General features: G+C 41.7%; 20 protein-coding genes and 3 tRNA genes. 19 read left to right on the top strand and 4 right to left on the bottom strand.

The window, feature by feature from the left end:
• The first annotated feature begins 30 nt into the window (after positions 1-30).
• The 11 genes from C9J38_RS20645 to luxS all read left to right on the top strand — a co-directional run bounded on the left by C9J38_RS20645 (position 31) and on the right by luxS (position 10,606).
• Positions 31-107 (top strand) — tRNA-Arg (locus C9J38_RS20645).
• Positions 108-157: 50 nt separating this feature from the next.
• Positions 158-234, top strand: a tRNA-Arg gene (locus C9J38_RS20650).
• A 50-nt stretch (positions 235-284) separates the two neighbouring features.
• A tRNA-Arg gene (locus C9J38_RS20655) sits at positions 285-361 on the top strand.
• Between the two features lie 444 nt (positions 362-805).
• Positions 806-1,060, top strand: coding sequence for an oxaloacetate decarboxylase subunit gamma (locus C9J38_RS20660; protein ID WP_107208699.1), 255 nt, complete (start codon positions 806-808; stop codon positions 1,058-1,060).
• A gap of 56 nt (positions 1,061-1,116) precedes the next feature.
• Positions 1,117-2,898 carry a sodium-extruding oxaloacetate decarboxylase subunit alpha gene (gene oadA / locus C9J38_RS20665; protein WP_107208700.1) on the top strand — a complete coding sequence of 594 codons (1,782 nt, stop codon included), beginning with the start codon at positions 1,117-1,119 and terminating at the stop codon, positions 2,896-2,898.
• Between the two features lie 9 nt (positions 2,899-2,907).
• Complete coding sequence (locus tag C9J38_RS20670) at positions 2,908-4,044, top strand: sodium ion-translocating decarboxylase subunit beta (RefSeq protein ID WP_107208701.1); 1,137 nt, start codon at positions 2,908-2,910, stop codon at positions 4,042-4,044.
• 130 nt (positions 4,045-4,174) lie between these two features.
• A complete protein-coding gene (locus C9J38_RS20675; protein WP_045153637.1) occupies positions 4,175-4,621 on the top strand; it encodes a YqaA family protein in 447 nt (148 codons plus the stop codon).
• 11 nt (positions 4,622-4,632) lie between these two features.
• Positions 4,633-7,482: a pitrilysin family protein gene (locus C9J38_RS20680; RefSeq protein ID WP_107208702.1), complete on the top strand. Its 2,850-nt coding sequence runs from the start codon at positions 4,633-4,635 to the stop codon at positions 7,480-7,482.
• Between the two features lie 149 nt (positions 7,483-7,631).
• Complete coding sequence (gshA, locus tag C9J38_RS20685) at positions 7,632-9,206, top strand: glutamate--cysteine ligase (protein ID WP_107208703.1); 1,575 nt, start codon at positions 7,632-7,634, stop codon at positions 9,204-9,206.
• 195 nt (positions 9,207-9,401) lie between these two features.
• Positions 9,402-10,010, top strand: coding sequence for a hypothetical protein (locus tag C9J38_RS20690; protein ID WP_045084408.1), 609 nt, complete (start codon positions 9,402-9,404; stop codon positions 10,008-10,010).
• A 77-nt stretch (positions 10,011-10,087) separates the two neighbouring features.
• Positions 10,088-10,606 (top strand): S-ribosylhomocysteine lyase, encoded by a 519-nt coding sequence (gene luxS, locus C9J38_RS20695; RefSeq protein WP_107208704.1) that lies wholly within the window; start codon positions 10,088-10,090, stop codon positions 10,604-10,606.
• Between the two features lie 60 nt (positions 10,607-10,666).
• Here the strand turns inward: luxS and C9J38_RS20700 are convergent, their stop codons facing one another.
• Positions 10,667-11,932, bottom strand: a complete 1,266-nt coding sequence (locus C9J38_RS20700) for an HlyC/CorC family transporter (protein WP_107208705.1) — start codon at positions 11,930-11,932, stop codon at positions 10,667-10,669.
• A gap of 111 nt (positions 11,933-12,043) precedes the next feature.
• On the bottom strand, positions 12,044-12,841 hold the full coding sequence (locus C9J38_RS20705) for an inner membrane protein YpjD (RefSeq protein ID WP_107208706.1): 798 nt from the start codon (positions 12,839-12,841) through the stop codon (positions 12,044-12,046).
• Between the two features lie 208 nt (positions 12,842-13,049).
• Here C9J38_RS20705 and ffh point away from each other — a divergent pair, with 208 nt between their 5' ends.
• The 8 genes from ffh to tyrA all read left to right on the top strand — a co-directional run bounded on the left by ffh (position 13,050) and on the right by tyrA (position 19,687).
• Positions 13,050-14,417, top strand: coding sequence for a signal recognition particle protein (gene ffh / locus C9J38_RS20710; protein WP_005371527.1), 1,368 nt, complete (start codon positions 13,050-13,052; stop codon positions 14,415-14,417).
• Positions 14,418-14,588: 171 nt separating this feature from the next.
• A complete protein-coding gene (rpsP, locus tag C9J38_RS20715) occupies positions 14,589-14,837 on the top strand; it encodes a 30S ribosomal protein S16 (RefSeq protein ID WP_005371529.1) in 249 nt (82 codons plus the stop codon).
• A gap of 27 nt (positions 14,838-14,864) precedes the next feature.
• Positions 14,865-15,398, top strand: a complete 534-nt coding sequence (gene rimM, locus C9J38_RS20720) for a ribosome maturation factor RimM (protein ID WP_005371530.1) — start codon at positions 14,865-14,867, stop codon at positions 15,396-15,398.
• A 23-nt stretch (positions 15,399-15,421) separates the two neighbouring features.
• A complete protein-coding gene (trmD, locus tag C9J38_RS20725; RefSeq protein ID WP_107208707.1) occupies positions 15,422-16,168 on the top strand; it encodes a tRNA (guanosine(37)-N1)-methyltransferase TrmD in 747 nt (248 codons plus the stop codon).
• Positions 16,169-16,205: 37 nt separating this feature from the next.
• Positions 16,206-16,556 carry a 50S ribosomal protein L19 gene (rplS, locus tag C9J38_RS20730; RefSeq protein ID WP_005371532.1) on the top strand — a complete coding sequence of 117 codons (351 nt, stop codon included), beginning with the start codon at positions 16,206-16,208 and terminating at the stop codon, positions 16,554-16,556.
• A gap of 281 nt (positions 16,557-16,837) precedes the next feature.
• Positions 16,838-17,218, top strand: a complete 381-nt coding sequence (locus tag C9J38_RS20735) for a DUF2799 domain-containing protein (RefSeq protein ID WP_107208708.1) — start codon at positions 16,838-16,840, stop codon at positions 17,216-17,218.
• 248 nt (positions 17,219-17,466) lie between these two features.
• Positions 17,467-18,537, top strand: a complete 1,071-nt coding sequence (locus C9J38_RS20740) for a 3-deoxy-7-phosphoheptulonate synthase (protein ID WP_107208709.1) — start codon at positions 17,467-17,469, stop codon at positions 18,535-18,537.
• A gap of 19 nt (positions 18,538-18,556) precedes the next feature.
• On the top strand, positions 18,557-19,687 hold the full coding sequence (gene tyrA, locus C9J38_RS20745) for a bifunctional chorismate mutase/prephenate dehydrogenase (protein ID WP_107208710.1): 1,131 nt from the start codon (positions 18,557-18,559) through the stop codon (positions 19,685-19,687).
• A 94-nt stretch (positions 19,688-19,781) separates the two neighbouring features.
• On the opposite strand, the gene pheA is transcribed toward tyrA, so the two are convergent.
• Positions 19,782-20,957, bottom strand: a complete 1,176-nt coding sequence (gene pheA, locus C9J38_RS20750) for a prephenate dehydratase (protein ID WP_107208711.1) — start codon at positions 20,955-20,957, stop codon at positions 19,782-19,784.
• 312 nt (positions 20,958-21,269) lie between these two features.
• Positions 21,270-21,638: a ribosome hibernation-promoting factor, HPF/YfiA family gene (hpf, locus tag C9J38_RS20755; RefSeq protein WP_005371540.1), complete on the bottom strand. Its 369-nt coding sequence runs from the start codon at positions 21,636-21,638 to the stop codon at positions 21,270-21,272.
• Between the last annotated feature and the right edge of the window lie 82 nt (positions 21,639-21,720).

Below are 21,720 nucleotides of genomic sequence, written 5' to 3' on the forward strand. Positions count from 1 at the left end.
TAACGCTTGTTGCTGTTACACCGATTTAGTGCGCGCGTAGCTCAGCTGGATAGAGTACCTGGCTACGAACCAGGCGGTCGGAGGTTCGAATCCTCCCGCGCGCACCATTTTTAAAAGTGATAAGCCTTAACGCTTGTTGCTGTTACACCGATTTAGTGCGCGCGTAGCTCAGCTGGATAGAGTACCTGGCTACGAACCAGGCGGTCGGAGGTTCGAATCCTCCCGCGCGCACCATTATTTAAAAGTGATAAGCCTAACGCTTGTTGCTGTTACACCGATTTAGTGCGCGCGTAGCTCAGCTGGATAGAGTACCTGGCTACGAACCAGGCGGTCGGAGGTTCGAATCCTCCCGCGCGCACCATCATTTAAAGCCCAGCTTTTGCTGGGCTTTTTTGTATCTGTTGTTTTCTGATTTCTAAGTATTACTAAGCCTTTATAATATTATTGTTAATAAGTAATAATAATGATTTTATTTGCTTAGTATCAATAAGGGTATCTAACTGCTTATTTGATACGATAACTTCTCTTTTTTAGCTGAATGCTATCCTTTCTAGATATTTTTAAAATTCCTTTTTTTTATTACATTTCAGTATGTTGATTCTATATATGCAATCTTTATGTATTTGTATTCATATTGTGTCTGCATGTAATGAAATCTTGCAATTAAGGCTGATAAATATGCTTTAATTTGAGTAAAAATCAGACTGATGTTGCAAAAACAACCAATTTTTGTGAATCAATTTGACTTGTTTTCAATTGTCGTGATAATCGTTAACACTACGGTCACAACTAGAAGGAATTTATGATGACTGATCTGGGAGATGCGCTGTGGCAAGCAGCGGTAATTATGGCGACAGGAATGGTCGTTGTATTTGTCTTTCTGTCAATCCTTATTTTTTTGGTTCATTTGTTGGCAAAATTTGCGCCAGCTGACCAAATTGAAGCGCCTAAAGCTGCCAAGCCGGCAGTGACCCAAAATCAAAACGGTATTAAGCCTGATGTCATTGCAGCTATTTCTGCTGCTGTTCATCAATATCGTCAAGCTAAAAGCACTAGCTAATTTCACAGCACACAGTTTTGATTTAAGGACACTTATTCTTACAAGGAGTTTTGAACATGTCCAAGCCTCTAGCTATCACCGATGTTGTATTGCGTGATGCACACCAATCTTTATTTGCTACCCGTCTTCGTTTAGAAGATATGCTTCCTATTGCCGCGCAACTTGATGATGTTGGTTATTGGTCGTTAGAAACATGGGGTGGTGCAACATTTGATTCGTGCATTCGCTATCTTGGTGAAGATCCTTGGGAGCGTCTGCGCGCATTAAAGCAAGTGATGCCAAAAACACCGATGCAGATGTTACTTCGTGGACAAAATTTACTTGGCTATCGCCATTATGGTGATGATGTTGTAGAGAAGTTTGTTGAGCGCGCACACGCGAATGGTATGGATGTTTTCCGTATTTTTGATGCCATGAATGATGTGCGTAATTTTGAAAAAGCCGTAAAGTCGACGATTGATGTTGGTGCTCATGCGCAAGGTACTATTTCTTACACAACAAGTCCGGTTCATACTTTAGATACATGGACCGATCTTGCTAAGCGTTTAGAAGATCTCGGTTGTCACTCGCTATGTATCAAAGATATGTCAGGTTTATTGAAGCCTTATGAAGCGGAAGAGTTAATTAAGCGTATCAAAGCATCATGTGATATTCCGCTAGCTTTACACAGCCATGCTACAACCGGTTTATCTACAGCGACAGCAGTGAAAGCCGTAGAAGCGGGACTCGATATTCTTGATACATCGATTTCATCAATGAGCCAAACTTACGGTCATACACCAACTGAAACAGTGGTAGCTATGCTCCAAGGTACAGGACGTGATACCAACCTTGATTTAGAAAAGTTCGCACCTATTGCTAGCTATTTCCGAGATGTTCGTAAGAAGTACGCGAAATTTGAAGGTAGTTTACGCGGTGTTGATGCTCGAATTTTATTAGCACAAGTTCCTGGCGGCATGCTAACTAACATGGAAAGTCAGCTAAAAGAGCAAGGTGCTGCTGATCGTTTTGATGAAGTGTTAGAAGAGATCCCACGTGTACGTGAAGATCTTGGCTTTATTCCACTGGTCACCCCAACATCACAAATTGTCGGTACTCAGGCTGTATTGAATGTACTGACTGGTGAGCGCTATAAGAGCATCAGTAAAGAAACGGCGGGTATTCTAAAAGGTGAATATGGCGCAGCACCAGCGGCTGTAAATAGTGATCTTCAAGCGAAAGTACTTGAGGGTGCTGAGCCTATTACTTGTCGTCCAGCTGATTTAATTGATGATGAGTTAGCTATCTTAACTGATGATCTTGTCGCAAAAGCTAAAGCTGAGGGTATTGCGTTAGCCGATCAACAAGTTGATGATGTATTAACGTATGCATTGTTCCCGCAAGTTGGACTTAACTTCCTTAAAAATCGTAATAATCCTGATGCCTTTGAACCTGCACCAACAGGTGAAGAAGTAGTAACCACTGCCGCTGAAACGAAAACGGCATCTGAGGTTGAAAGCTATAGCGTACGTGTTAATGGTCAGGTTTATAACGTTGATGTTGCTGAAGGCGGTGAATTGTCTTCTGTGGAAGTGGCACAGCAACCAGCAGCTCCTGTTGCTGCCGCACCAGCTCCAAGTGCAACCGCTGAAGCTGTTGGTGCGCCATTAGCAGGGAATATCTTTAAGATCAATGTTCAGCCAGGTCATCAAGTAACAGAAGGTGATGTTCTTGTGATCTTAGAAGCGATGAAGATGGAAACCGAAGTACGTGCCGCACGTAGTGGTGTGGTTGATCAGCTACATGTTAAAGAAGGTGATTCCGTCACTGTCGGTTCGCCGATCATTAGTTTGTCATAAGAGGTAACCATGGAAGGTTTATTAAAACTCTGGTCCGAAACTGGGATTGCAAACTTTGAATTCGGTCAGATCGTGATGATCGTGGTTGGTTGTGGTTTGTTGTTCTTGGCCATTCGTAAAGGCTTTGAGCCATTATTATTACTGCCTATGGGCTTTGGTGCCATTCTTGCCAATATCCCGAATGCTGGGTTTACTGATCCTGGCGGTTTGCTTTATTACATCTATTACGTAGGGATTGAAACGGGTATTTTCCCGCTATTAATCTTTATGGGTGTAGGTGCAATGACAGACTTTGGCGCGCTGATTGCAAACCCTAAAACCTTGTTATTAGGAGCAGCGGCGCAGTTTGGTATTTTCTTTACCTTATTTGGCGCTATTTTACTTAACGTTGTACCGGGAATGGAATTTTCGCTAGCAGATGCTTCGTCAATTGCGATTATTGGTGGTGCTGATGGCCCAACGGCTATTTTCTTAGCAAGCCGATTGTCTCCTGATTTACTTGGTGCGATTGCGGTGGCAGCTTACAGTTACATGGCTTTAGTACCAATTATTCAGCCACCAATTATGAAAGCACTGACGACACCTGAAGAGCGTCAAATTCAGATGCAGCAGCTTCGTCACGTGACGAAGATGGAAAAAGTATTGTTCCCATTAGCTGTACTGTTGATGACGATTTTGTTCTTACCATCAGCAACCCCATTAGTCGGTATGTTCTGTTTAGGTAACTTAATGCGTGAATCTGGTGTTGTGGATCGCTTATCAAATACAGTACAAAACGAGTTGATCAACATCGTGACAATTATGCTAGGTTTAGGTGTTGGTTCGAAGCTTGAAGCTGCAACATTCCTACAAATCGAAACATTAGGTATTTTGGTACTGGGCGCGGTTGCATTTAGTGTTGGTACTGGTGGTGGTGTATTAATGGCAAAAGCGCTTAACCGTTTTAGTAAAGAGCCAATTAACCCATTAATTGGTGCAGCAGGTGTATCTGCCGTTCCAATGGCGGCACGTGTGGTGAATAAGGTGGGTTTAGAGTCAAACCCTCAAAACTTCTTATTAATGCATGCAATGGGACCAAACGTAGCTGGTGTATTGGGCTCTGCTGTAGCTGCAGGCATCTTGTTAGCATTGGTGGGTGGAAGTTAAGGTATTTCTTTCACTACCTAGTTAAAAAGGCAGCGTTTCGCTGCCTTTTTTATTTAATGACAATATAAAAATATGTTCAGTTATCGCTTCCAATGGCACACTTTGCCTTCCTAATAAAAAGGTGACAGACATGACTGATTTATTTACCGGGGATACGGGCTTATGGGTTCTATTTGCGACCGGATTTCTTAGTGCCACATTGTTACCAGGCGGATCTGAAGCGAATCTTATCGCTGCTGTCAAATTAGGGGATAACCCAATATGGCAAATAGTAGCGGTCGTTGCGATAGGTAATACCTTAGGTGGATTAACTAATTATTGGTTAGGACTTTTACTACCAGATAAAACTTCAGAGCAAAAACAGAGTCATAAAGCGTTATTGTGGCTAAAAAAATACGGCTACTGGAGTTTGTTACTTAGTTGGATGCCAATTATTGGTGATCCCTTATGTTTAGCGGCAGGTTGGCTACGGATGCGATTTTGGTGGTGTGCAGTAGTCATTTTAATTGGTAAAACATTACGTTATATCGCATTAGCCGCAATCGTATTGGGACTTTTCCCAGCATTATCGTTTTAAGGAATTCGAGCGTGAAAAAATGGATCCTGAGTGCAGCCGTCGTGTCATTGACAGGTTGTACTCAATTTACTGAACAGCAGACTACCCAAGTGTTACCAAAAGGGGTAACGTTTATTGAGCAAGTTAAAGCGGTACAAGGGAAAGCTGTGATCCCTTATAGCAAATACCGTTTGGCGAATGGGTTGACTGTTATTTTATCGCCGGATCACTCTGATCCGTTAGTGAATGTGGATGTGACTTACCATGTGGGCTCTGCGCGAGAGCAACAAGGTAAATCAGGTTTTGCGCACTTTTTTGAGCACATGATGTTTCAAGGCTCTAAGCATGTTGGTGATCAACAGCATTTCAAATTGATCACAGAAGCGGGCGGTAATTTAAATGGCAGTACTAACCGTGATCGCACGAATTATTTTGAAACAGTCCCAGCCAATCAATTAGAGAAAGCCTTGTGGCTTGAGTCTGACCGTATGGGCTTTTTACTTGATGCGGTATCTCAGCGTAAGTTTGAAATTCAGCGTGATACAGTGAAAAATGAGCGTGCACAAAACTTTGAAAACCGTCCGTATGGTTTGATTTATGAAAAAATGGCGGAAGCATTATACCCTCGTAGCCATCCATATTCATGGCAAACCATTGGCTATGTAGAAGATTTAGATCGTGTTGATGTTAACGATCTTAAAGCTTTCTTCCTGCGTTGGTACGGGCCAAACAATGCGACGTTAACCATTGGTGGTGATATTAATAAAGCGCAGACATTGGAATGGGTGAATAAATACTTTGGCTCTATTCCACGAGGTCCTGAAGTAAAGGATGCACCGAAGCAGCCTGTGACATTGCCGTCTGATCGTTACATTACACTGCAAGATAATATTAAGCAGCCCATGTTAATGATGGCCTGGCCGACAGCGTATTTAGGTGCAGCAGAACAACCATCATTGGATATGTTAGGCCAAGTGATTGGAAGTGGCACGAATAGCTTACTCTATCAAAAGCTGGTGAAAACAGGTAAAGCTGTTGATGCAGGCGCATTTCAAAATTGTGCAGAGCTTGCTTGTAGCATGTATGTGTATGCGATGGCACCAAGTGGTGATAAAGGTCACCTAGACACATTACGTAAAGAAGTGATGTCTGTCGTTAACGGCATTGAGCTACAAGGGATCAAGAAAGCCCAACTGGATGAAATTAAAGGCTCGGTTGAAGCGAGTGCGATTTATGGCTTACAAAGTGTCAGTGGTAAAGTGTCGCAACTTGCGGCTTATCAGACTTTCTTTGGTAATCCTAACTACATTGCAACGGAACTAGCGAATATTGATAAAGTAAATACGCAAAGCGTAATGCGTGCGTATAACCAGTATATTTATCAACACCCGAGTGTTACGCTCAGTGTTGTTCCACATGGTGAATTACAACTGCAGGCAGCGAAACCCAATTATGCGCCTGCGCCACGTGTGTTACCTAAAAATACCAAGATCAATGATCAAGATTTAGCTTACCGTACGGTTAAAGATAATTTTGATCGTTCAGTGATGCCAAAGGCTTCAAAACCAGTGAAAGTCGTCATGCCCACACTGTATGAGTTTAGCCTTGCGAATGGGATCAAAGTGGTTGGTACCCAGTCCCAAGAAACTCCAACGATCAGCTTACAGTTAACCGTACCTGCAGGGCGTCGTTTAGATCCTGCAAGTAAAGAAGGTTTAGCTGAGCTGACGGCTGCGATGATGAATGAAGGCTCTGAGAAATATACCGCAGAGCAAATGGCATCTAAGTTAGATACTCTTGGCAGTAATATTTCAGTACATGCTGGATTATATGGCACCACGATTTCACTCAGTACGCTAACGAAGAACTTACCTGAAACGATGGCGTTATTAGAGCAACGTCTTTTCCATCCCGCCTTTAAAGAAAGTGATTTTAAGCGTCTTAAAAAGCAGATGATTGAAGGTATTGTTTATGAGCATCAAAGTGCGGATTGGTTAGCGGGGCAAGCAACACGAGAAGTCTTATTTAAAGGTACTGTGTTTGGGCGTCCAACGGATGGTACCAAGCAAACGTTGAGCCATATTACCCTGCAAGATGTAAAAGACTTCTATCATCGTTATTACACTCCTAACAGTGCTGATGCGGTAGTGGTGGGCGATATAACACAAGCGAAACTAGTACAAGCGTTAGCGCCTATCGGACAATGGCAAGGAGAACCTGCGCCAAGTATTGCACCACAAGTTCTACCTGTATTAAAGCAGCAAGCAATTTGGTTAGTGAATAAGCCTGATGCTCCACAAACGGTGATCCGTTTAGTACGTCAAGGGATGCCATTTGATGCCACTGGTGAGCTATTTAAAACCCAATTGGCTAACTTTAATTTAGCGGGTAACTTTAATAGCCGTATCAACATGAATCTACGTGAAGATAAAGGCTTTACCTATGGCGCGGGAGGCTATTTCAGTGGCGGAAAAGAAGTGGGTGTGGGAGTTTATTATGCTCAAGTTAGAGCCGATGCGACGGTTGCCTCTATAAAAGAGTTTCTCGCCGAACTAAAGAAAATGAGCACATCAGGATTAACCGATAAAGAGGTTAACTTTATGCGCTTAGCTGTGGGTCAGAAAGATGCTCTTAGTTATGAGACGCCAAGTCAAAAAGCATCATTGTTAGGTAATATCTTAGCTTATGATTTACCAAAGGATTTTGTCGCTCAGCGAAACCATATTGTCGATACTATTACTAAAACGACAATGGATAAATTAGCGCAGAAATGGTTTAACCCGAAAGATTATCAAATTATTGTGGTGGGTGATGCGAAGACATTGGAGCCACAATTGAAAGCGTTAGACTTACCTGTTCATTTGCTTACATTAACGAAGTAACAGGTACTCAGTAACAGCTAGTACCGAGTGCTAGTTGTTACTGCTTAGTAAAAGTCTTTCGCAAGTTTTGCTGATATAAATGATGGTAATCAGATGCAATAATGATTACTCTGTTTTCCTTAAATTAGATTAAAACGAGAATAGCCTTGATGGATTTTTCACAGAGGTTACAGCAGCTTTCTACTCATGCTGATGCATTAACCCAGTTTGGGCGTGGACTTGAACGAGAGTCACTTCGAATTACTGCTGACAGGCATTTATCCCAACAACCTCATCCCGTGGCATTAGGCTCTGCGCTAACCAATAAGTGGATCACAACTGATTTTGCCGAATCATTGTTGGAATTTATTACACCAGTATCAACCGACGTTGATCAGTTGTTATGGCAACTTGAAGATATCCATAAATTTGCCTTAAGTAAAATGGATGGTGAGCGTTTATGGCCAATGTCGATGCCATGCTTTGTTGGCTCACAAGATGACATTACCTTAGCGCAATACGGTTCATCGAATACCGGACGAATGAAAACGCTTTACCGCGAAGGTTTAAAGCATCGCTATGGTAGCGTAATGCAGATCATCTCCGGTGTTCACTTTAACTTCTCATTTTCAGATAGTTTTTGGGATGGTTTATTGGGTGAGCAAACACTAGAGCAACGTCAAGCATCGGTGTCGGATGCATACTTTGGTTTGATCCGTAATTACTATCGTTTCGGTTGGTTAATTCCTTATTTATTTGGGGCGTCTCCTGCACTTTGTGGCTCTTTTATTAAAGACGACAAAGTGAAGGAATCATTTAGCAAAGTGGGTACAGGTACCTATTACTTAGAGAATGCAACAGCATTACGTTTAAGTGATTTAGGCTACACCAATAATGCGCAAAGCTCGCTGAAAATTGGTTTTAATAGCCTTGAACAGTACCTAGAAGGCTTAAATAAAGCGATTCATACTCCGTCAAAAGAGTTTGCTGACATTGGTGTGGTTGTTAATGGTGAACGTCGTCAGCTAAACAGCAATGTACTACAAATTGAAAATGAGCTTTATGCGCCAATTCGCGCTAAACGAGTAACGAAAAGTGGTGAAAAGCCGTCAGAAGCACTAAAGCGTGGTGGTGTTGAGTATATCGAAGTTCGTTCGTTAGATGTAAACCCATTTAGCCCGATTGGTATCAGTGAAGATCAGGTACGTTTCCTTGATTTATTCCTAACGTGGACGGTATTAACACCATCTGCTGATATGGATGATAGGGAGCTTGCTTGTTGGCGTGATAACTGGAACCGTGTTGTGGTTGACGGTCGTAACCCAGAATTGATGCTTAAGATCGGCTGTGCTGGTGAGCGTTTAAGCTTGCAAGATTGGGGGGCGCGTGTCTTTGCTGAATTGGAGCAAGTCGCGAAAACTATTGATGAGCTAAACGGTAATACTCTTTACCAACAAACATGCGAGCGTTTATTAGGTTGGATCCATCATCCTGAACGTACACTATCAGCGCAATTGCTTGAGCAAATTAAAGCGGATCAAGGTATTGGTAATCTTGGCTATAAGTTAGCAGCGCAACATGCAGAAAGCTTAAAAGCACAAAAATTCCGTTTTTATGATGCCAATACATTTGAACAAGAAGCACATCATTCGGTAGAAAAACAGCAACAGATCGAACATGATGACACCGTATCATTTGATGATTATCTCGATAATTACTTTGCCGATATTCATGTTGGCATGTAAAGAGTTACAACAAAAGAGTGTCTTCTTTCAAACAAATAAAAGCTGGGAGCCGGATGGTTCCAGCTTATTATTTTTAGTTTTTATTGATAGATACATTTTACATGGATGATGAAACCTCTTCTTTAGCTACTGTTAACCTCTATCCCTATATAATGTATTACTTGGTAAACGTCTTTAATGGAATGTGAGTGATATATGCAGCGATCTCTTCGTTTATTTTTGTTGTTTGGAATAACCCTCATTGTTTCAGGGTGTGCTTCTGCGCCACCACGAGACCAATCAAATATTTGTAATATTTTTCGACAATATCCGAGTTGGTATGATGATGCCGTTGATATGCAAAAAGAGTGGGGGACGCCTATCAATGTGGCGATGGCGATCATTAAACAAGAAAGTAGCTTCCGCCATGATGCTGAGCCACCGAAAAACTATGTACTCGGCTTTATTCCATGGGGACGTGTAAGCAGTGCTTATGGTTACGCACAAGCGCAAGACCCTGCATGGGAGGATTTTCAAAAGCACACAGGTCATGGCGGCTCACGTACTGATTTTGGCGATTCATTACAATTTGTTGGTTGGTATACCCATGAAACACAACGTCAGTTAGGGATTTCTAAATGGGATGCTTATCGTCAGTACTTGGCTTATCACGAAGGTCGAGGTGGGTTTAAGCGTGGAACATATTGGAAAAAGCCATGGCTAACCAAGGTTGCGCGTAAAGTAGAGCAGCAATCAAAGAACTATGGTTGGCAGTTAAAGCAGTGCCGTAAAGAATTAGAAAGTAATAGAAGCTGGTGGTTTTAGACTGTAACAAGTTGCGAATACAGAAAAAGTACCAATAATTGAATAAGTCAGGATTGACGTGCAAGGAGAAGCAAATAATGCCATTACTCGATAGTTTTACTGTTGATCATACTAAAATGAATGCGCCAGCAGTACGTGTTGCAAAGACCATGCAAACACCAAAAGGCGATACCATTACGGTGTTTGATTTACGTTTTTGTCGTCCAAACGTTGATATTTTAAGTGAGCGTGGAATTCATACTCTTGAGCATCTTTATGCTGGTTTTATGCGTGCGCACCTTAATTCAAATAATGTCGAAATCATCGATATCTCGCCGATGGGATGTCGCACTGGTTTCTACATGAGCTTAATCGGCACACCGACTGAAGAAGTAGTTGCTGCAAGCTGGCAAGCGGCAATGGAAGATGTGTTGAAAGTGGAATCACAAAATCAAATTCCAGAGCTGAATGAATACCAGTGTGGAACCTATGACATGCACTCATTAGATGAAGCGAAGCAAATTGCTCAAACGATCTTAGCGCAAGGGATCTCTGTTAACTTAAATAATGAGTTGGCACTCCCAGAAACGATGCTACAAGAGCTAATAGTAAAATAAGTCTATGGGTAAACAACTGAGAATAAAAAGCCGACATCATGTCGGCTTTTTTATGTATTATTACGGATTGTCGGGTAATACCTTGATCAACTTGATCATATTGTCGGATACTTCCACTATTTCCATTTTATGATCAGCAATAATTATACTGACCTGATTTTCTGGAATGTATTCTAAGTGTTCTAAGATCAAACCATTTAAGGTTCTAGGGCCATCAGTTGGCAGTTTCCAATTTAGGCTCTTATTCAAATCGCGAATGTTGGCACTGCCTTCAATCATCAAACTACCGTCACTTTGCGCAGTGATCTCTTCTGCTAATGTTGGTGTGATAGACGTTGTAAATTCTCCTACGATTTCTTCAAGAATATCTTCTACCGTGATTAAGCCTTGGATATCACCGTACTCATCGACGATCAAACCAATACGCTCTTTATTTCGTTGGAATTTCAAAAGCTGGGTGTTCAGTGGGGTACCTTCTGGAATGAAATAGACTTCATCAGCTGCACGTAATAGGTTTTCTTTACTGAAATCGTTTTTGTCCATCATCAGGCGGTAGGCTTCACGTACACGTAACATACCAACCACTTCATCAATATTGTCACGGTAAAGTACGATACGACCATGCGCTGAATGGCTTAGTTGGCGGACTATTGATTTCCAATCATCATTAACGTTAATGGCTGCGATCTCACTGCGCGGTACCATTAAGTCTTCCACTGTGACATTTTCTAAATCAAGAATCGATAACAGCATATCTTGGTGACGACGAGGGATTAAGCCGCCGGCTTCGTTAACAACGGTACGCAATTCTTCTGAGCTCAATTTAGATGAGCTGTTATTACTGCTCTTTAATCCTAAAATGAAAAGAAACGCACTGGTGATCCCATTAACAAACCACACTAATGGGTAAAGCACTTTCATTAAAATGTTTAAGATGATGCTGCTGGCATAAGAGACACGTTCAGGATAGAGCGCAGCTACCGTCTTAGGAGTTACTTCTGCAAAGACAAGGATTAAAATAGTCAGTGCACCTGTTGCAATCGCCACACCAGCATCGCCATAAAGGCGCATACCAAGAATAGTCGCAATCGCTGATGCTAAAATATTAACTAAATTATTACCGATCAGAATTAGGCCAATTAAGCGATCTGTACGAGACAGTAGTTTCTCGACACGTTTAGCTCCTTTATGGCCTTGGTTGGCCATGTGGCGTAGTTTGTAGCGATTTAGTGCCATCATGCCTGTTTCTGAGCTGGAGAAATAAGCTGATAGAACGATCATTAAAATAAGTAGAGAGAATAGTACACCTGTGGAGATCTCGTCCAAAAGTCGTAACCCTTAATGTTTTATGCAAGCTAAAACCCTCGTATAGAGGGCAAAATTATAAGTATTGTAATTATAGAAATATTCTATATAAGATATGATGGGTAATAGTAATTACATGCCAATGATGATTTCTTTCACGAATCGGCTCCCAAAGTAAGCTAGGGTGAGTAGAAATGCACCAACGAGACTGAACCAAATTACCCTGCGTCCACGCCAACCTTTTTGGTAATGTCCCCATAGTAAGACACTGTAAACACCCCAAGCTAATAATGATAGTATCGCTTTATGGGTTTTACCTTGAGCTATGATATCGTTAATAAATAGATAGCCTGTGAGCAAGGTTACGGTTAATAACGCATATCCAACAATAATGATCTTGAAAAGTTGGCGTTCAACCATCATTAATGGAGGAATATTAGGGTTCATTGCTAAGCTCTTTTTATGTTTAAGCTTATGATCAAGCCATGCTAATTGAATAGCATATAGGCTCGCAATTGTAAGGGTTGAATATGAGAACAAAGCAAGAGAAATATGCAGTAATACTTGCGGATGTGCTTCTAAATGGGTAATAAAAGCACCGGGCAATAAAGCTGAAGCCGCTAAATTAATAGCAGCAAAACTGTATATGACGGGCAATAAAAACCAAATCCGCATTTTTAACATTGCTACTGTAGTCAAGCAGGCAATAATTACGCTGATTAACGAAGCAACGTTAAGAATACTGAGGTTTTGTCCTGCACCTGCAAAGATAAGATCTTTAAGCAGTAGGATATGAAAAATAATTGCCATACAGGCTGCGGCAAAAACAGGGGTAACTTTTATGCCGTTATTGTTAGCAAGTCCTGGAATAACCAGCAACAGTGCAATGAGATAAAAGCCAACTGCTGGAATAGCAAGTAACATATCCATAATAAATGAGATAGCTCCGTAGTAACTAATGGCTATTTTATAAGGTTTTAGAGATGCAATTATACCTTGCTCAAACCTTCACCGCCAACGTAATACCTAAAAGTGACAGAGGATTACATGAAAACGAAGGTTTTTTTACGGTATACTTGTACCAATTTTAGTGATTTTGCAATTTTAATTGAGTTGCGTAACGAGCGAGTAGCACCACATGTTCGAAAATTTAACCGAGCGTTTATCGCGAACGCTTAAAAATGTCAGCGGCCGTGGTCGCCTTACGGATGACAACATCAAGGATACTTTGCGTGAAGTGCGCATGGCATTACTCGAGGCTGATGTTGCGCTGCCCGTTGTTCGTGAATTCGTTAAGCGTGTAAAAGAGCGCGCTGTTGGTACTGAAGTATCAAAAAGTTTAACGCCAGGTCAAGAATTCATCAAAATCGTTCAAGCTGAACTTGAAGCGGTGATGGGTGAAGAAAACGAAGGCTTGGATTTAAGTTGCCAACCGCCAGCAGTTATTTTAATGGCAGGTTTACAAGGTGCAGGTAAAACAACCAGCGTCGGTAAATTAGGTAAGCTATTAAAAGAGCGTGATAGTAAAAAAGTATTGGTTGTTTCTGCCGACGTATACCGTCCAGCGGCAATCAAGCAGCTTGAGACGCTAGCGGGTGATGTTGGTATTGATTTCTTTCCATCAAACGTAGAGCAGAAACCTGTCGAGATCGCAAAAGCGGCGCTTGAGCACGGTAAGCTTAAATTCTACGATGTGGTGATTGTCGATACAGCGGGTCGTCTTCACGTTGATGAAGAGATGATGGATGAAATTAAAGACGTCCATAAAACATTAAATCCTGTTGAGACATTGTTCGTGGTTGATGCCATGACAGGTCAAGATGCGGCAAACACAGCTAAAGCCTTTAATGATGCATTGCCACTAACGGGTGTGATCTTAACCAAGGTGGATGGTGATGCCCGTGGTGGTGCTGCGTTATCAGTACGTCATATTACTGGTAAGCCAATTAAATTTTTAGGTGTTGGTGAAAAAACTGACGCACTAGAGCCGTTCCATCCAAACCGTGTTGCTTCTCGTATCTTAGGTATGGGTGACGTTCTTTCTTTAATCGAAGATTTAGAACGTAACGTTGATAAGCAAGAAGCGGAAAAACTGGCGAAGAAATTCAAAGACAAAAAAGGCTTCGATTTAGAAGACTTCCGTAGCCAGCTTCAACAAATGAAAAACATGGGCGGTATGATGGGAATGCTTGATAAGCTTCCGGGTATGTCACAACTACCGTCTGATGTGAAAGATAAAGTGGACGATAAAGTGTTCGTTCAAATGGAAGCTATCATTAATTCAATGACCAAAGGCGAGCGTGCGCATCCTGAACTTATCAAAGGTTCACGTAAAAAGCGTATTGCTGCAGGTTCAGGTACACAAGTGCAAGATGTGAACCGTTTATTGAAGCAATTTACCCAAATGCAGAAGATGATGAAGAAAATGCAAAAGGGTGGAATGAAGAATATGATGCGCCAAATGAAGGGTATGATGCCTGGTGGCGGAATGTTCCCTGGACGCTAATTCCATAATTTTAAAAGATTTTAAAGTCGATTGGTTATTTTACTGGCGAAAAAGTAACTAAAGCAGTTGCATTCGTCGTTCTAAAGAGTAAAATTCCGAGGCTTTATTTTGGCACGGGCCCCGTTTTTTAAGCGGGGCCAATTTAATTTACAGTAATGCAAAGAGGACGATATGGTAACCATTCGTTTGGCACGTCACGGCGCTAAGAAGCGTCCATTCTATCAAATCGTTGTTGCTGACTCACGTTGTTCACGTGACGGTCGTAACATCGAGCAAATCGGTTTCTTCAACCCACTAGCTAAGGGTCAAGAAGAGCGTCTACGTTTAGACCTAGATCGCGTAAACCACTGGGTAGGTCAAGGCGCTTCTGTGACTGACCGCGCAGCAAAACTAATCAAAGATGCAGCGAAAGCAGCTTAATTTGATTATTAAGGTAGAAGAGAAACGATGAGCAATAAAAACCAAGACCACATTATTGTCGGTAAACTGGGTGCCACCTACGGTATCAAGGGTTGGCTCAAAGTTTTTTCCTACACCGAACAATCTGAAAGCATTTTCTCTTACACCCCTTGGCTTATTAAAGTTAAAGGTGAGTGGAAAGAGATCCATGTTGAATCATGGAAACGCCATGGCCAAGGTCTGGTGGCTAAGCTAGAAGGTATGGATATCCGCGAGGATGCCCAAGTTTTCACTAACGCTGAAGTCGCTGTATTGGCTGAGCAATTACCAGCATTGTCAGATGAAGAATTCTACTGGCGTGAGTTGTTTGGTATGTCTGTATTCACTACCGAAGGTTACGACCTAGGTAAGGTGACAGACATCCTGGAAACAGGTTCAAACGACGTGTTAGTTGTTAAGGCGAATTTAAAAGATGCTTTCGGGCAGAAGGAACGATTAATTCCGTTCCTCGATGAGCAGGTCATCAAGTTGATTGATCGCACTGCTCAGCGGATCGAAGTTGACTGGGATCCTGAGTTTTAACCTCCGGTAATAAGGTGAGTAACATGTGGGTTGGTGTAATCAGCCTTTTTCCTGAAATGTTCTCTTCCATTACCAATTTTGGGGTAACAGGCCAGGCGGTAAAAAAAGGCCTTTTGACTGTTGATACGTGGAATCCTCGTGATTTTACGCTCGACAAACATCGTACGGTAGATGATCGACCATACGGTGGTGGACCGGGTATGTTGATGATGGTACAGCCTTTGCGCGATGCCATTCACACTGCCAAACAGTCTGCAAAAGGTAAGGCTAAAGTAATCTACCTTTCCCCTCAGGGCCGTAAGCTGGATCAGGCTGGTGTTGAGGAGTTAGCGCAAAATGAGAATCTGATTCTTATTTGTGGTCGCTATGAAGGGGTTGATGAGCGCATTATCCAACAAGAGGTAGACGAAGAATGGTCTATCGGCGATTTTGTGTTAACGGGTGGTGAACTACCTGCTATGACGTTGGTGGATGCAGTTGTTCGGTTTGTTCCGGGCGTACTGGGAGACTTTGCGTCAGCAGAAGAAGATTCTTTTGCAAATGGCTTGCTAGATTGTCCTCATTACACAAGACCAGAATTGTTGGACGGGCAGGAAGTACCTTCGGTATTAATGTCTGGCAATCATAAAGAGATTAGTCGCTGGCGATTAAAACAATCGCTAGGCCGTACATGGCTAAGAAGACCAGAGCTCCTGGAAAACCTAGCTCTGACTGACGATCAGGAATTCTTGCTAGCGGAATTTATCCGTGAACATAAAGCAAGCATTTAATTAATTTAGTATCAGTTTATTCTAGGGTATATACCAAATGAGTAACATCATTAAAGCTCTTGAGCAAGAGCAACTAAAAACAGACCTACCGACTTTCGCACCAGGTGACACTGTTGTTGTTCAAGTTAAGGTAAAAGAAGGTGACCGTGAGCGTCTACAGGCTTTTGAAGGCGTTGTAATCGCAATCCGTAACCGTGGTCTACATTCTGCATTTACTGTTCGTAAAATTTCGAACGGTGAAGGTGTTGAGCGTGCGTTCCAAACTCACTCTCCAGTAGTTGACAGCATTACTGTTAAACGTCGTGGTGCAGTACGTCGTGCCAAGTTGTACTACCTACGTGAGCGTTCTGGTAAATCAGCACGTATCCGTGAGAAGCTATCTAAGTAATAGCTTTAAACGCTTGACGTTTAATCGAAAAGCCCACCGAAAGGTGGGCTTTTTTATATCTGTAAATTATCAATTGGGTAGCTTTAGGGTGAATGAGTATTTAAACAGATGAAAAGCGCTGTATATTTACTGAACAGACTCTAATTAAGTACAATGTTTGCACTATTATGCTAGGTTAGATTGAGAACATATTGTATAAAATTCATAGCGAGTTAGAGGCTGAATAACACTACGTTTTTTTGCTTCTCAAAACTCCTCGATTTGATAACCAAGGAAAAGTTATGAAAGTACTTCCTCTTTTGACTCTCTCTTCTGTTGTGCTTCTATCTGGCTGTGTCACACAGTCCTCTTTAATCAGCAAAGGAAACTTTGAACAGCTCGGTTTCTATGACGGTGCTGGTGGTCGAATTGCGCTAACAACTACACAACTTGATAAAATCTCAGATAAATATGACGCGATGGAAACACCTAATCATCAAGAGTATCTGCAAGGTTATAATAAAGGTCGTGATAATTACTGCTCTATTGAACATGTATTGCAGCTAGGTGAGCAAGGAAAAGTGAATTGGGGAATTTGTGAATATCGTCGTGAGGTCCCACTTTTTAAAGCTAAATGGCAGCAAGGGTTTGAACGCTATGGGACAATGGAGCCACGCTTTTAAGTAAATACGCTCATTTAAAGCAACTATTATTATTTTAAATAACGTTTAAGCTAGCGATAAAAGTGTTTTTCTTATACAAAACACCACCTGTAAATATTTATTTACAGGTGGTGTTTTTTATTTACACCACTATTGCAATAGGTCATCAAGACTTGTTATGTTTGTTGGCACAATGTTACTAATGGATATAGTGATAACGAAACAGGGATTGTGTTTCGCGCTAACGAATCAATGACAAGGATGCCACTATGCAAAAAGACCAACTCAATAACGTTCATATCGAAGATGAATCTGTTCTCATTACGCCAGCAAAGTTGAAACAAGACTTATCTGCCTCTAAACAAGCGTTGTCTTTTGTGGAGCAATCACGTCAAACCATCGCCGATATTATTCATAAGCGCGATCATCGTTTATTGGTCGTGTGTGGACCTTGTTCGATTCATGATGTTGAGCAAGCAAAAGCTTATGGGCAGAAGTTAAAGCAGTTGGCAGAAGAGCTTAGCGATCAACTCTATATTGTGATGCGAGTCTATTTTGAAAAACCACGCACTACAGTTGGATGGAAAGGCTTAATTAACGACCCGTACATTAATGGTTCATTTGCTGTTGAAGAAGGTTTGCATATTGGCCGTCAGCTATTAATTGACTTAGTTGAAGAGGGCATTCCTTTAGCGACCGAAGCACTTGATCCGATTAGTCCGCAATATTTAGGTGATTTATTTAGTTGGGCAGCCATTGGTGCACGTACGACGGAATCACAAACCCACCGTGAAATGGCAAGTGGGCTATCAATGCCAGTAGGCTTTAAAAATGGTACTGATGGTAGCCTGGCAACAGCGATTAATGCGATGCAAGCGGCAGCGTCAGGTCATAAATTTATGGGAATTAACCCTGATGGACAAGTTGCACTGCTAAATACGGAAGGTAACCCTGACGGTCATGTTATTTTACGTGGTGGTAAGCAAACTAATTACGATTCAGTGTCAGTTAGAGAGTGTGAAAACGAGATGGTCGGATCAGGTCTTTCACCAGCCTTAATGGTAGACTGTAGCCATGCTAATTCTCGTAAAGATTATCGTCGCCAACCTTTGGTAGCTGAAGATGTAATTCATCAGATCCGAGAAGGAAATCAGTCTATTATAGGGTTGATGATCGAAAGCCATCTTGATGAAGGGAACCAGAGTGCCGATCTTCCTCGAGATGAAATGAAGTACGGCGTATCGATAACTGATGCATGTATTAGTTGGGACACCACCGAGAAATTATTGCGTCAGGCACATAAGGAATTGGTGCCGTTCTTACAAGATCGAATTAAATAATTACGGATAAAAAGAAATCATGGTTGCTGAGTTAAGCAAATTAAGAGATCAAATTGATGATGTAGATCGTCAAATGGTTGAGTTATTGGCTCAACGACTCGCGTTAGTTGAGCAGGTCGGCGTCGTTAAAAGTCAGCATGGCTTACCGATCTATGCCCCAGATCGTGAAGCGGCAATGTTGGCATCTCGTCGCGAAGAGGCGGAACGTCAAGGGGTCCCTGCGGATCTTATCGAAGATGTACTTCGTCGAACGATGCGTGAATCTTATTCGAGTGAAAACGATTCTGGTTTTAAATGTTTAAATCCACAATTGCGACCAATTGTTATTGTTGGTGGCCATGGACAGTTAGGTAAATTGTTTTGTCGTCTGTTTGAACTGTCGGGTTACCAAGTTAAAACATTAGGTAGCCAAGATTGGGATCGTGCCGATGAAATATTGCATGATGCAGGTATGGTCGTTGTTTCTGTTCCCATCCATTTAACAGAGATGGTGATTGCGAAACTCGATAATTTACCTAAAGACTGTTTACTTGCTGACTTAACATCGATTAAAAGTGGTCCATTACAAGCGATGTTAGAAGTGCATAAAGGCCCTGTAGTTGGGTTACACCCAATGTTTGGTCCTGATATTCCAAGTCTGGCAAAGCAGGTGATTGTGTACTGTGATGGGCGAAATCCAGAAAGCTACCAATGGCTGTTGGAGCAGTTTCAAATTTGGGGCGCAACGCTAAATCGTATTAGTGCGATTGAGCACGATCAGGGGATGACTTTGATCCAAGCATTACGTCACTTTACGTCGTTTGTTTACGGTGTTCATCTTGCAGAAGAAGATCCTAAGCTAGAGCAGTTAATGTCGTTAAGCTCACCAATCTATCGCTTAGAACTCGCGATGGTTGGGCGTCTATTTGCTCAAGATGCGCAATTGTACGGTGACATTATTATGTCGGCACCACAGAATATTGCGATGATCAAACGTTTCCATCAGCGCTTTGGTGAAGCGATTGAAATGCTAGATGCCCAAGACAAAGATGCGTTTAAACAAGCCTTTGGTCAGGTATCAGGATGGTTTGGCGATTACGCTGAACATTTTTTAGCAGAGAGCCAGGGACTGCTTAGGCAGGCGAACGATTCAACTCACCGTAAATCGTAGTTAATTTTCTGATAGTTCAAAATAAAAGAGCCCGTTATGTCATTATTACTCGAAAGAGAATGTCATAACGGGTTTTTTGTTATTCGTACTTTTTTTAGTCGAGGAGCTCAACTTCTGTTGGCGCGACATTTTCACTTGGATAACAGCCTAATACTTTAATAAAGCGAGTTAGGCGGGTGAGTTCTTCTAGCGCTTGTTGCATCACGTCTGATTTAAGATTGACCTCAACATCCACATAGAACATTTCTTCCCATGGGTTGCCAATAACAGGGCGTGATTCCAGCTTACTCATATTGATATTAAGATTTCTCAGCACCAGTAAACATTCAACCAATGAACCTGCTTTTTGTGCTGTCGACATAATTAAAGTGGTTTTTGCTGGGATCAAGGATGTCACATCAACAGGTTTACGTGCTACGACAATAAAGCGGGTGAAGTTTTCTTGCTGATTGGCAATATCTGATTTAATGGAGGTTAAACCATACAATTCGCCGCTAGATGCATTACCAATAGCTGCAACATTCGGTTGTTTTAGCTCGGCAACTTGCTCCATCGCTTCAGCGGTACTTGAACAATATTCTTGTTTTATGCTCCCCATACTATGAAGGAACTCGCTACATTGTTGGTGAGGCTGTGGATGAGAATACAAGGTATCAATATGTTCAAGTTTCGTATCGACAGCTGTAAGTAGGCAATGTTCGATAGGTTGGGTTATCTCGCCCACAATAGAAAGACTTGTGTGTTGTAGTAAATCATACACTTCATTGATTGAGCCTGAGCTGGTATTTTCAATTGGTAAGACACCATAATCAGCATTACCTGTTTCTACAGTATTGAAAATATCGCGAAAAGTAGAACAACTCAGCTCAACTAGATCGGTTTGTTTACGGCTAAAATAATTTCGGCTAGCTAAGTAAGAGTATGAGCCTTTAGCACCAAGAAAAGCGACACGAGCAGTTGGATTCGCACTATCTGGGTTGGCGAGTTTTTGTAGGTAAGCCTGTTGAAATAATACGGAGTCTTCAATTATGGTATGGAAGATCTGCGTAACATATTGAGCATCTAATTGATGACGCTTGCCACTTTCTATCAGTTTTAAAAGTAATTCGTGTTCACGTGTTTGATCGCGTACAGGTTTTGCGGTGCTAATTTTACTTTTAGCCACCTCTAAACTAAGCGCTCTTCGCTCTGCCAGTAGTTCAAGTAAAGCGTTATCAATACGACTGACATTTTGACGAATGTCATCGAGAGAATAGCGAGTATCGGTCATTGGCGTCCCTATCTGATTTCCGAGTATAGCGATAGCTTATATCGTTGTTTACCTTTCATATCATGCTAATGTGAACTGATATGAAAGAGTTGATGAATAGATAAGCTTTGATGATATAAGCGAATTGGTCATTTTTTATCTTTAGCCACATTATGCAGCACACTATTTATTGTCAAGTAGATTAGTGGCTAGTGCTAAGAATGGAAATAATAAGGGAAGATCCCTATTGTTATGTTGAGATAATCAGAACAGTATTGCTTAAAACAAACAGCCCCGCATAAGCGGGGCTGTTTTAAAAATCCTTATGATATTCTAGTATGCGTCGTCTAACTCAACTTCATCTAGCTCAACTTCGTCTTCAGCCACTTCTGGCTTTTCACTATGGCTCGCACGACGAGCATTAGGTTTGTGAGCTTGTTTTTTCAACTGTCGGTCAAGCTTTTGGTAAAGCTCTGTAATCGCACCAAACAGGTCGTCATGCTCTGCAGAAGCAACGAGTTGTCCTCCAGCAATGTTTACTGCAGCCTCGACTTTAAATTGCTTGCTTGGCTCTTTGCTAATCACAACATGTTTTTTGATTAGCGGCACCTGAAGTTTTTCTAACTTATTGAACTTAAATTCAAAACGCTCACGGATAGCCGGGGTGATATCGATGTTTTTACCAGTGATTTCTAATGTCATAATTATCTTCCTCGTTTGCTACCCTTCGTTGGGTTGAATTCAGATTACTAAATCTAGAACTTAATAATGTGACCTGTGTCAC

Source organism: Photobacterium sp. GB-210 (assembly GCF_003026075.1).
In the GTDB taxonomy this organism is placed as follows: Bacteria; Pseudomonadota; Gammaproteobacteria; order Enterobacterales; family Vibrionaceae; genus Photobacterium.

Excerpts from the sequence above, each read along its gene's own strand:
- C9J38_RS20735 (WP_107208708.1), top strand. The coding sequence starts at position 16,838 with ATGAAAGTACTTCCTCTTTTGACTCTCTCTTCTGTTGTGCTTCTATCT.
- C9J38_RS20705 (WP_107208706.1), bottom strand. The coding sequence starts at position 12,841 with ATGGATATGTTACTTGCTATTCCAGCAGTTGGCTTTTATCTCATTGCA.
- tyrA (WP_107208710.1), top strand. The coding sequence starts at position 18,557 with ATGGTTGCTGAGTTAAGCAAATTAAGAGATCAAATTGATGATGTAGAT.
- C9J38_RS20670 (WP_107208701.1), top strand. The coding sequence starts at position 2,908 with ATGGAAGGTTTATTAAAACTCTGGTCCGAAACTGGGATTGCAAACTTT.
- C9J38_RS20675 (WP_045153637.1), top strand. The coding sequence starts at position 4,175 with ATGACTGATTTATTTACCGGGGATACGGGCTTATGGGTTCTATTTGCG.
- C9J38_RS20690 (WP_045084408.1), top strand. The coding sequence starts at position 9,402 with ATGCAGCGATCTCTTCGTTTATTTTTGTTGTTTGGAATAACCCTCATT.
- gshA (WP_107208703.1), top strand. The coding sequence starts at position 7,632 with ATGGATTTTTCACAGAGGTTACAGCAGCTTTCTACTCATGCTGATGCA.
- rplS (WP_005371532.1), top strand. The coding sequence starts at position 16,206 with ATGAGTAACATCATTAAAGCTCTTGAGCAAGAGCAACTAAAAACAGAC.
- rimM (WP_005371530.1), top strand. The coding sequence starts at position 14,865 with ATGAGCAATAAAAACCAAGACCACATTATTGTCGGTAAACTGGGTGCC.
- hpf (WP_005371540.1), bottom strand. The coding sequence starts at position 21,638 with ATGACATTAGAAATCACTGGTAAAAACATCGATATCACCCCGGCTATC.
- luxS (WP_107208704.1), top strand. The coding sequence starts at position 10,088 with ATGCCATTACTCGATAGTTTTACTGTTGATCATACTAAAATGAATGCG.
- trmD (WP_107208707.1), top strand. The coding sequence starts at position 15,422 with ATGTGGGTTGGTGTAATCAGCCTTTTTCCTGAAATGTTCTCTTCCATT.
- pheA (WP_107208711.1), bottom strand. The coding sequence starts at position 20,957 with ATGACCGATACTCGCTATTCTCTCGATGACATTCGTCAAAATGTCAGT.
- C9J38_RS20660 (WP_107208699.1), top strand. The coding sequence starts at position 806 with ATGACTGATCTGGGAGATGCGCTGTGGCAAGCAGCGGTAATTATGGCG.
- C9J38_RS20740 (WP_107208709.1), top strand. The coding sequence starts at position 17,467 with ATGCAAAAAGACCAACTCAATAACGTTCATATCGAAGATGAATCTGTT.
- oadA (WP_107208700.1), top strand. The coding sequence starts at position 1,117 with ATGTCCAAGCCTCTAGCTATCACCGATGTTGTATTGCGTGATGCACAC.
- ffh (WP_005371527.1), top strand. The coding sequence starts at position 13,050 with ATGTTCGAAAATTTAACCGAGCGTTTATCGCGAACGCTTAAAAATGTC.
- rpsP (WP_005371529.1), top strand. The coding sequence starts at position 14,589 with ATGGTAACCATTCGTTTGGCACGTCACGGCGCTAAGAAGCGTCCATTC.